Source organism: Phaeobacter sp. PT47_59 (genome assembly GCF_028890025.1).
GTDB lineage: Bacteria > Pseudomonadota > Alphaproteobacteria > Rhodobacterales > Rhodobacteraceae > Phycobacter.
This window is the reverse complement of sequence record NZ_JARCJL010000011.1, coordinates 1-11399: the sequence shown is the minus strand read 5'-3', so window position 1 is coordinate 11399 and position 11399 is coordinate 1. Positions and strand designations below refer to the sequence as shown.

The 11399-nt window shown below is 62.8% G+C and carries 4 protein-coding genes; 1 reads left to right on the top strand and 3 read right to left on the bottom strand.

Features of this window, described 5'->3' with window-relative positions:
* Nucleotides 1-64: 64 nt before the first annotated feature.
* The 3 genes from PXK01_RS11945 to PXK01_RS11935 all read right to left on the bottom strand — a co-directional run bounded on the left by PXK01_RS11945 (nucleotide 65) and on the right by PXK01_RS11935 (nucleotide 2417).
* Complete coding sequence (locus PXK01_RS11945; RefSeq protein WP_274860202.1) at nucleotides 65-1192, bottom strand: S8 family serine peptidase; 1128 nt, start codon at nucleotides 1190-1192, stop codon at nucleotides 65-67.
* 3 nt (nucleotides 1193-1195) lie between these two features.
* Complete coding sequence (locus PXK01_RS11940; protein ID WP_274860201.1) at nucleotides 1196-1774, bottom strand: hypothetical protein; 579 nt, start codon at nucleotides 1772-1774, stop codon at nucleotides 1196-1198.
* Nucleotides 1775-1841: 67 nt separating this feature from the next.
* A complete protein-coding gene (locus PXK01_RS11935; protein ID WP_274860199.1) occupies nucleotides 1842-2417 on the bottom strand; it encodes an RNA polymerase sigma factor in 576 nt (191 codons plus the stop codon).
* Between the two features lie 314 nt (nucleotides 2418-2731).
* Between PXK01_RS11935 and PXK01_RS11930 the strand changes: the two genes are divergently transcribed.
* A complete protein-coding gene (locus PXK01_RS11930) occupies nucleotides 2732-11104 on the top strand; it encodes a PA14 domain-containing protein (protein ID WP_274860197.1) in 8373 nt (2790 codons plus the stop codon).
* Nucleotides 11105-11399 lie beyond the last annotated feature (295 nt).

The window sequence follows — 11399 nt, the reverse complement described above, 5'->3', positions numbered from 1 at the left end:
TGCCTTGAAGCGGTCCCGCCGATCCTCGGCTGATCCTCGGCATGGGCCGCAGATGCAAGCTTGCTCAGCAGCCCTCTGACGAACGCAGCAGGCCCAGGCCAAAGGTTTTGTCGCGCCCCGGCGCGCCCAGATCCACTGCGCGGCGCGCGAGTTCCCGCCGGAGCGCATCGATGTTCAACCCGGCCAGCCCCGGTTCCGTCGCAAGGATGCCGGTCACGAAGGGCGCTGCCAGGGATGTGCCGCTGGAGACCTTCAGCCGCCCCTGCGCGGAGACGAGAATATCGACACCCGGCGCGGCAATATCGACATGCGTCCCCCGGATCGCGTCGCGGTAGATCTTGCCGTCCCGATCCACGGCCGTCACGGCCAGCGCAAAGGGAAAGGCGGCCGGAAACTGCGGTGGATGCCGGGGACCAAGGTTGCCGACGGCGGCGACAAGGATCATGCCGTCAGCCGCCGCCTGGCCAAGCGCGCGGTTCAAGAGCTTGTTGCGCGGCCCCGCGAGGCTGATATTGACGATATCCACCCCCTTGGCAGCCAGCCAGTCCACGCCGCGCAGGATGGCGACGACCCCGGCGGCATCTCCGGCTCCCAAGGCGGGATCGATCACATTCGCACTGTAAACCGTTGTGCCACGCAGTCGGTTCGGCCCCACAAGCAGCTCCGCCATCACCGTTCCGTGATCGGTTGCCGGTGCCGTCGCGGTGCCGGTGAAACTGCGCTGTTCGACCCGCCCGTCGGCAAGACCGGGGTGATCGGGCGCAACCCCGGCGTCGATCAGACCGACGCGCGCCCGCGCCCTGCAGCCCGCGGGCGGCCAGTTGATCATCTGCGCCGCGTAACGCCGGTCCGAGCGCGTGTCGGCCTGCAATCTATAGACGTGATGCGCCCCGGCGGTGGTGCCCGGCACGGCCCGTTCGATCTCTTCGATGGCCTCGGGGATGGTGGTTCCCTCCGGTATGCGGAGGACCACCAGCGTATCCTCCAGTTCGGCCAGCGGATGAACATCGCGCAAGACGTATCCCCGTTCCTGGGCCCGGGCGACCAGGACGGCGGGGTCCTTGGCCGTCAGCACAATCAGCTCCTCCGGATCGACCAGGGTTGGCGCCCCTCCGGCGGGTGCCTCGGCTTGCGGCGCAAGAGTGGGCACACAGGCCGCAAGGGCAAGACAGAGTATCAGGGCAATGCGCATTTCTTAATCCTCGGCAACCAGATCGACGAGTGGAGACAGTTGCAGCAGCTCCCGTGCCTTGGCACGCGCCGCCTCCGTCTCGAAAGCGAGGCGGTAGATCCCGAGGCTTCCGGGGCCATCCACGATCCGCGCGCCGGTCTCGCGCAGCAGGGTCTGAACCTCTCCGATCTTGGCAGTGGCCACGAAACCGACGCCCAGCCCGAAGGCCACGCTGTCCTCTGACACCGTGCGGTACGCGGGCGCCTCCGCACTCGGAGCAAGCGCGATATATGCCCCCTGCCCGACCACGAGCGCGCCAAGCAGGACAGCGGCGACCCGCCAGAGACCCTGCCGCGGAACCGGTGCAACCTGCGCGGTGCGGCTGATCTCCGCCTCCAGCTTCTTCCAGCCGAATGTGCGTGCATCGGGGCCGTCGCTTGCGGCGGCAAGGGCCGGTTTCAACCCGGACATCAGCGCCAGTTCGGCGCGCAGCCCGTCATCGGTCGAGGCCGCTTTCTCGATGTGGGCGGTCTGCTCGGGCGTCGTCTCGCCACGCAGGTATGCCAGAAGCTCATCATCGGTCGGTCCGTTGGACTGGGGCATGGTTACCTCCGCAGACGTGTTGAATGCATGTGCTCATTGGTCGGTTGAGCGGCCAAACGGTTCAAAATCATTTCAAGCCCCCCTTCGACAGACACCGCATCAGCATCTGTTTGGCATGGTGGATCCGGCTTTTCACCGTCCCCACCGGCACGGCTTCGACCTCGGCGACCTCGCTCAGCGGCAAGTCCTCGAAGAAGGCCAGATGGATCACGGCGCGCTGCCGCTCTGGCAGTGCCCCGACGCAGGCCCGCATGCGCGCGGCATCCTGAGAGGCCGCGAGAACCGCCTCGGGATCGGGATCGCCATCGGGAATATCCTCGTCCGGCGCCGCGAATGTCATGCGCGACTGTTTGCGGATATGGTCCACCACCTTGTTGCGCGCGATGGACAGGATCCAGGACCGGACGTTCGCGCGCCCCTGAAACCCCGCGGCACCTTGCCAGACGCTAAGCATCGTGTCGTGCACAATGTCGGCAGCCTCCGCATCATCCCGCACCCGCGCGCGCACGAAGCGCGTCGCCGCATCTGCATGCGCCATATAGAGCGCCTTCATCGCCACCATGTCGCCCTGCGCAACGCGGGCCAGCAGCGTCGTGTCATATGTTTCGTCGGAACCGGGGCGTTTCAATGATGCATCAATCATGCGGCGAACCTGCGCCGGGCGGCGGGACCGGCAAAAGAAATTGAGAGTAATAATCGGCGAATACCGGACCGGAACCATCTGAATACGTGCTGCAGCTTGCGGCACAACCATAACGGATGGTTAACGCATTAACCGCCCATGCGGCAAGTCGCAAGGGCCCTGCCACGGGGTCGATCCGACCTCAACAGACCCGATTTTGAGCACGCAAAGGCTGAAGAAAATTTCTTCGCCGTTTTTTTGAACCTCACCCGGTGCCCGTTCGACCAAAGGACAATCTCAAAGACACTGAGCATATTTTGGAAGGAATTGATCTCATGGACGCACGTACCGAAGAAGGAACCGAAGGCGCGCTGAACTCCCTGGTCGAGAGCCTCGATCTCTTTATCGAAGGCAATGACACCCAAGGCCTGGGGCATGTGTTGCAGGACATTCGCGACGCCAAGGCCCTGATCCAGACCATCAGCGATGTGCTGGGCACGATCGGCAGCCTGAGTGAAGCCGCAGAACAGGTCGAAACCATTGCAGGCAGCCTGCAGTCGGTGCTCACGGTCGTTGCCAAGCTGGGCGGGGTGCTGGGGGCAACCTTCCGCGGCGCGGTCCGCTCCGTCAACGAAGGCCTTGAGAGCATCGAGGAAGGCGCCGAGCGTCTGGCCGAACGCACCGAGGACGTCAGTGAATTCGCAGGCCAGATGCAGGAGGTGATCGAAACGGTCGTCGGTGTCATCGAACGGGCGTTCGAGCCGCCGCTGCTGGAGATGATGGCAGAGGCCAGCGCAACGCGGGATGTCATCGTCTTGGGGGAAGAAGCTGTCCAGACGATCTTTCGCGCGCAGGACAATGCCGAATTCATCACTGTCACACCCGAGCAGGCCGCGGCGCTGCGGGCGCGGCTTGACCAAGCCGCGGCGCAAATCGCTGACTATGCAGAGAACCGGGCCACCGCGCTGGATGAGGCCTCGCAAAGCGACGAGCTGCCCGGCGCGGCCTTCACCGATGCGATTGCGCCGCTTACCGGCGCGGATGCGCTGCAGGATACGTTGCGGGTCATCAATGCCGCCAATGACGCCGTGCAAACCGTGATCTCCACCATCGGTTTTCTGTCTAATCCGCTGGAGGTGATGGCCACTGTGGTCAAGCCCATTGAACCCTTGCTCAACGCCTCGGGCCTGATCTTCAAGTTCACGGTCGAGCCGGTCATCAATTCGATCCTCAGGGCCACCGGGATCAACAAGATCTTCGACAAGTTCACCGCTCTGCTGACCGATCTGACCCCGGACCCCGAGGGGATCGAGTTCCTGGGCACGCAGGTCACGGTTCTTCTGGACCTGTTCCGCGAGGCCATCGAGGGCGAAGCGGTGCGCGGCACGGTGCAGGAAGGCGATGAACAGGGCGGCGTTCCCGGCGTGGGTGGCGAGCCGCAGTCGAACCAGGAAACCAGCGAGGCCTTGCAGGCGCTGAGTGGCGCCCTGACCAATGAGGTTCTTGAGCGGGTGGCACAGGCGGTTGCAGAGGGCATCCTGGATCGCAGCTTCTTTGAAGAGGTCATGGGAGATCTGCGCAGCCACGATCTGGGGGCGGGCAACGGCACCGTCTTTGTGGCCGATGAAGCCGCCGTTGGGGAGACCATCGAAGGGACCGAAGAAGACGACGTCTTCCTGGATGGCGACAGCTCCAGCCACCTGCAAGGCGACGGCGGCGATGATGTCTTCCTGATCCATGCCGGTAACGACACGGTCGATGGCGGCGACGGCGACACCGACATCGCGGTTCTGAACTACAATCTCACCGATTTCCGCTTTGCCCCGCAGGAAGACGGCTCGCTGGTGCTCTATCACTTCAACCCGGAGGACGCCACGGACTACCAGGGCCGCAACATCTTCGAAAACGTCGAACTGTTCCGCTTCCGCGAGGCTGACTTCAACGAAGCATCGATCGCCGCCGCCGTGCAGCTTGGCCCCGATCGGCTGAACTTCACCGCAGGCAACGGCAAGGACATCGTGCTTGGTGACAGGAATGCAAACCTGATCGAAACCGGTGAGGACAGCGACTTCATCAATTCCGGTGGCGGCCGCGATACCATCCGCGCCGGTGCGGATAACGATATTGTCGTGGTGACGGCAGCCACCGGCCTGGCCGATGGCGGTGACGGCGTCGATGTGCTGTCCTTTGCCGGCCAGACCGATGAGTTTAACGTGAACCTGGCCACCGGTACGCAGTTCACCAATTTCGAATATGTGATTGGCGGCGACGGCGCGGATACGATTACCGGCGGCGGTGAGGCGAACTCCTTCCTGGGCAATTCCGGCAACGACCGGCTGGAGGGCAATGGCGGCAACGACACCGTGAACGGCAATGCCGGCAACGACACGCTGATCGGTGGTTCCGGCCAGGACATGCTGATCGGCGGCAGCGGCAACGACCTGTTCCTCGATTACGAGGCGGGCGAGAATGCCGATGGCGGCGCTGGCGAGGACACGCTGAATATCTCCGGCACCACGGTTGCGGAAAACTTCGAACTGGATTTCACCGGTGACAACCTGACCGGTTTCGAGCATGTGCGCACCGGCAATGGCCCCCACACCGTTACCTTTGGTGCGGATATGCAAAGCGTGGTGACCCAGAATGGCGCCGATACCATTCACGCCGAAGGCGGGGCCGAGGGCCTTGTCATCGAAACCGGCGCTGGCAGAGATGTGGTCAACCTGACCCTCGACAATGGCGTAGAGCGTCTCGATCTGGGTGAAACCAACGACCTTCTCATCGTTACGGGCCAGGTCGGCGACGCGGAAACTGCCGAACTGACCGTCGATAGCGGGCGGCGCCGGGATGCGATCAGCTTCAGGGAGGGTATCACCTTGGACCTGACCGGCGCGAATGACCACATGGTCGGCACCGCCCGCGGCGAAACAAGCGATGGCACGCTCGAAGACGGCACCTCCGCAGTCGACATCACCAACGCAGAGCGACTGTTCCTGTCGGGTGGCGACGACCAGATCGACGGCGTGATCAGCCACGTCTATGAGGTCAGAGGCGGAGGTGGCAACGACCGGATCGACTTCTCGGAACATACAGGCGAGAGCGAGTTCTTGCGCGAAGGCTTTGACGACCGGATTGAAATCCGGGGCGACAATGGCGACGACCAGCTGTTCACCAACGAAAGCATCGACAGCAGGCTGGATGGCGGCAGGGGCGACGATACGCTTGATGCGGCCTCGGGCGTTCAAAGCTCGGACCGCACCATCGTTATGCAGGCGGGCGACGGCGACGATGTGCTGCGCGCCGGGGCCGGGATCAACGTGATCGACGGCGGCGCAGGCATCGACACCCTGTCTTTTGACCAGCATGTCGCGGCGGTTGAGATCGACCTTCAGCGCGGCGAGGCAGTGGACAGCACCGGTCAGACCGACACCTTTGAGAACATCGAGGTGTTTGTCGGCTCTACCTTTGACGACGCCATCACCGGCGATGACGAGGCCAATGTGATCGACGGCGGCGCGGGCAATGACACGATCCGGGGCGGCGTCGGTGACGACAATCTCATCGGTGGCGCTGGCGATGACTCCCTTCTGGGCGGCGAAGGCGATGACGCGCTTGTCGGCGGCGAAGGCAAAGACACCCTGCGCGGCGGCGAAGGCGATGACGCTCTTTATGTCACCTACAGCGACCGTGTGGCTGCGGGGGAAGCCGACCGGATCGACGGCGGCGCAGGCAATGATGGTGTGATTTTTCAGGATGAGGGCGGCAATGCCGAGGGCGTTCTGGTCAACCTGGCAACAGGCCGGGCGCAGGTCATCGACCAGGCGCCGGACATCGCTGTGATGTCCGGGATCGAGAATGTCACCGGCACCTCGCAGGCGGATGAGATCCTTGGCGATGATGGCGACAACGCGCTGAACGGCGGCGGCGGCGATGATTTCATTGTTGGCGGCGCGGGCAACGACGTGCTTGCAGGCGACAGCGGTAACGATCTCTTGTTCGGCGGCGACGGCAACGACGAACTGGTGGTCAGCGGCGGCTTTGATCGGGTCTTCGGCGAGGACGGCCTGGACGCGGCAACGATCTACCTGATCGAGGATGCCGAGACCGGTCAGACATCGGACGTCCGCTATGTCAGCGACGGCGAGAGGCTGACGGTCGAGCATTTCATCCTTGACGGCGACGGCAACAAGACCGTTCTGGGCGTGGCTGAGTTCGGCACCGATGTGGAAGAGGTCAGGATCTTTGCCCCGGTGGAAACCGACGAAGGCAACACCGACACGCCTGCCGAACCGGAGCTGCTTGAGACCCGCTCCACGGCGCAGCTGCTCGCGCGCCACGAAACCGATGAGGTCATCCCCTTCCCGGAGGACGCACCGGCGGCAATCATCCCCGAAGCGCAGGCCAACGAGGACGGATCGCATACGGTAGTCCTGTCGACCGGTGAAACGGCGACGATGACAGTGCCGGACCAACGCAGTTTCACGCTCACCACGCGCGATTTGAATGGTGACATCCTGTTCGAGCAGACCTTCAGCGGATCTGTGAGTTCCCGAGTAGCGGCAATAGAGCCTTTGGAGAACGGTCAATTCGCCTTGTCTTTCGACGTGTTTGACGGACCAACAGAGTTGAAGCTTCAGATCTACGATGCGGAAGGCCTGGTTCGGGAAACTGCCGAGGGCGACGACATTCTTGTAGCTTTCGCAGATCTAAACTGCGCAGATCGCCAGATTGTCGCGCTCCCTGACGGCGGCTTCGTGATCCTCGACGAACGTGGGGGCTTTCAGAGACGGATGAACGCATTGATCCTCGATGAAGACCTGAACCCCGTCGGTTTTGAAAGAGGTCTCATCAACCAATCAACCACGTCGGGGTCGAACACTCTGCTCCCTGCGGCCGATGTGCTGGAAAATGGCAACATTGTCATCACGATCGCCGACAAGGACGGGCGCGACTCGGATCTGCGGTTCCACATCTTCGATATCTCCAGCGGCGAGTTCGAGCTGGTGGCGAGCAGATTTGTCTCGGGCTCCAACGTCGGCAACACGGTGCGGCAGAACGATGTCGTGGCGCTGGATGATGGCGGGTTTGCCATTGTCTGGAACGACACCCACATTAGCAACCGGATGTTCGTGGAACGCTTTGATGCGGATGGCAATAGCCTGAGCGGCAGACAGAGACTGCCCGTCGACGGGCGCCCCGAGGACATCAAGCTGACCAACCTGGGCGGCGACGGCATTCGCCTGTCGGGGGACGGGATCGCGGATATCGACATCGACCTGAGCCAGACCCAGCATCGCTTTGACAATAGTTCCGAGCTGATCGAAGGCGGCGCGGCCAACAGCTTTTTCAATGCTCTGGGCGGCCATGACACCGTCCTGTCCGGTGGTGGCGATGACCTGGTGATTGCGGGCGACGGCAATGACAGTGTTGTGGCCGGTGCGGGCGACGATATCGTGACCGGCGGCACTGGTGTCGATACCTTGCGCGGACAGTCCGGCGACGATGAACTGTCGGGCGATAACGGGAATGACACCCTGATCGGCGGCGGTGGCGATGACACGCTGGACGGCGGCGCGGACCGCGACCTGCTGAGGGGCGGCACCGGCAATGACAGCCTGAATGGTGGTCGCGGCAGTGACAGCCTGCTGGGCGGTGACGGCGACGACACCCTGAACGGCGGCACCGGCCTTGACACCCTGAATGGCGGCACCGGCGACGATCTGTTGATCGACGGGTTGAACCAGACCAACTTTGTCTTCTCGACCGAACGGGCGCTGAACGACGGCTCGGGCGTCGAGATCGGCCAGACCCTGGGCTATGGCGATGACACGATCGATGGCTTTTCCTTCGATCTTGACCGTATCGACCTGCGTGGGGTCGAGGGTATCGACAGCTTTGACGATCTGACCATCACCCAGGACGGCGGCGATACCCTGATCGACACCGGCGTCGGCACGATCCGGGTGCTTGATACTGATCACCGCGAATTCGGGGTATTCGATTTCCTTGGCCTGGACGCGCCCACAAGCGGCTCGATCACCGCAAGTCACTTCAACCTTCCGACAACCGGAGACCACCTTCTGGACACGATCGATTTTGACGCCGATCCGGTCTTTGTGGAGCAGCTGACCGAAATCAGAGAAAGCACCAATGGCACGTTCTTCGAAGGCGGGCGGAATAGCTTCTTTGCCGTTGAATACCAGGGGGTCTTTGTTGCCGAACAGGCCGGCAGGTACAGGTTCTTCCTGACCAGCGATGACGGCTCTGAGCTGTTCATCAACGGCACGCGCGTGATCGACAATGACGGCCGCCACAGCGCCCGCGAACGCTCTGCCTCCATCGAGTTGGGCGAAGGCGCCCACCATATCGAGCTGCGGTATTTTGAAGCCCAAGGCCGCGCGACGGTGGATCTTGATGTCGCCCGCCCCTTCGAGGGACGCACGCAGCTGACACTTCAGGATGTCCAAGGCGATGAGACGGAAAACCTGCAAAACGGAAGCAACCGCGCCGAGAGCTTCGAAGGCAACGGTGGCCATGACACGATCAATGCAGGCGGCGGCAATGACACCCTTGATGGTGGGTCCGGCGATGATGTTCTTAACGGTGGCGCGGGCGCCGATGTGGCGGTCTTTGCCGGCAGCCGGGGCGATTATGAGTTGAGCCTTGATGGCGACGAGATCGTGGTCTCGGGCGGCGGTGAAGGGGTCGACCGGCTCCGGAACATCGAGACGCTGCGCTTTGAGGGAGATGGCAACGAAGTCGATGCCGGTGACATCGAGGATCTGGACGTCGCCTTCGCAACGGCCAATGTGGCGCTCACCGGCGCCGCTGTCGCCGATGTCATCTTTGGCACCTTTGGCGACGACACCCTGGACGGGGATGGCGGTGACGACATCCTGATCGGTAGCTTCGGCAATGACACGCTGAACGGCGATAGCGGCGATGACCACCTGAGCGGTGACAGCGGCGATGACCTGCTGAATGGCGGGACGGGCGACGATGTGCTTGAGGGCGGTTCGGGCGATGACAGGACCGTTGGCGGCAACGGCAATGACCGGCTCGATGGCGGCGGCGGCGATGACCGGCTGTTTGGCAGCTCAGGCAACGATATCTATGTCTTCTCCACCGAACGGGTTGCCGATTTCGGCACCGACAGCATCTTCGGTTTCACCTTCGGACAAGATCGGATCGACCTGAGCGGTGTTGCCTCGGTCAAAGGCTTCGAGGATCTGACCATCACCCAGGTCGGCAATGCCGCCGTGATCGACACCGGCGTAGGCACCATCCGGCTGGTGGATGTCGTGGCTGACGACATCCGTCCCTTCGATTTCGTCGGGCTCGACAAGGTCACGCTCAACGGGATGACGGCGCGCTATTTTAACACGCCAAGCGACGTGCAAGTGCTGGAACAGATCGATTTCCGCGCCACGCCGATCTTTGAGGAACAGGTGAGCGCGATCAGCGAAGCCACCACCGGCAGTTTCTTCGAAGGAGGGCCGAGCAACAACTTTGCCGTTCTCTACCACGGAGCCTATCTTGCCGAAGCAGCCGGAACCTATGAGTTCAGCCTGTCCAGCGACGATGGATCCGAACTCTGGATCGACGGCGTTCGGGTCATCGACAATGACGGTGTCAGCACCGGGCGCACGGTGGACGCCCGTGTCGATCTGAGTGCCGGGTCCCATACCATCGAGCTGCGCTATTTCGAGGCGCGCGGCGGGGCATCGGTCGAACTGGGCGTGGTGACGCCGGGTGCCAGCGAAAGCGTGGTGGTTGATTTCACCCCGGTCCTGATCACCGATCCGCTGCTGCTTCAGGGTGGCCCGCTGGGCGACACACTCGAAGGCAGGGACGGCAACGACATCTTGATCGGGGGCGCTGGCGACGACACCCTGGATGGCGGTGCAGGAACCGATGTCGCGGTCTTCTCGGGACGCCTTGATGACTACCTGATTATCCGCGATGGCGACGACGTTCTGATCTCTGGCGGCGGCGACGGGGTCGACCGGCTCCAAAGCGTCGAACGGCTGCGCTTTGAGGAAGACCAAGGCCCGGATGTGGTCCTTGGCTTCTCCGAAGCCGGTGAGCCCGTAATCGGCGCCACTACTGCCGGGATCGTCTTCGGCTCGGACGGCGCCGACGATATCAACGCCCGGGGCGGCGACGATACGCTGCGCGGTGCTGGCGGTGACGACATCCTTGAGGGTGGCTCGGGGGCTGACCTGGTCGTCGGTGGCGCCGGAGATGACACGATGCGCGGCGGTACCGGCAACGACACCCTGCGCGGCAGCCGAGGCGACGACACCATGATTGCAGGACGCGGCAACGACATCCTGCGCGGTGGCCGCGGCGATGACACGCTTTATGGCGGCACTGGCGATGACAGCTTGAGCGGTGGCGAGGGCGACGACATCATGCAGGGGGGCGCAGGTCAGGATCTCTTCGTCTTCAACACCTTCACGGAAGGCAACAGGGACGAGATCATGGATTTCGAGGATGGCATCGATCGGATCCTGCTGCGTGTCACCGATCCCGCAACCGGCGAGCCGGTGCTTGAGAATGGCGGTAACGGCCTTGAGGGGTTTGTCGACGCGCTCGAGATCAGCGATGTCGCGGGTGGCGCGGAGATCAACGTCGATGGCCATCGCCTTCTGATCCACGGTGTCAGCGCCAGTGACCTGACGGTTGACGACTTTCAGTTCGTCTAACCGGTCGTGCACCGACCTTCCGCATAGAGGACCCTGTCACTCATCACGGTCGCGCCTCCGGGCGCGGCCTTTTTGTCAAACAGGAGCCACATCGCACAATGGCTTGTGACAAGGTAAATCATGCATTCAGTGCGACGAACGTGGCGGCCGTTCTGCTTGGTGCGTAGAGGATGAACGGCGCTTGCAGTGTGATGCAGATCGGTTCGATCTGGACCACACTATCGCACTCTATACAGGGATTTTTTGGTTGCGGGAGCAGGATTTGAACCTGCGACCTTCAGGTTATGAGCCTGAC

Coding starts and splice junctions, on each gene's coding strand:
- PXK01_RS11945 (WP_274860202.1), bottom strand. CDS start 1,192: ATGCGCATTGCCCTGATACTCTGTCTTGCCCTTGCGGCCTGTGTGCCC.
- PXK01_RS11940 (WP_274860201.1), bottom strand. CDS start 1,774: ATGCCCCAGTCCAACGGACCGACCGATGATGAGCTTCTGGCATACCTG.
- PXK01_RS11935 (WP_274860199.1), bottom strand. CDS start 2,417: ATGATTGATGCATCATTGAAACGCCCCGGTTCCGACGAAACATATGAC.
- PXK01_RS11930 (WP_274860197.1), top strand. CDS start 2,732: ATGGACGCACGTACCGAAGAAGGAACCGAAGGCGCGCTGAACTCCCTG.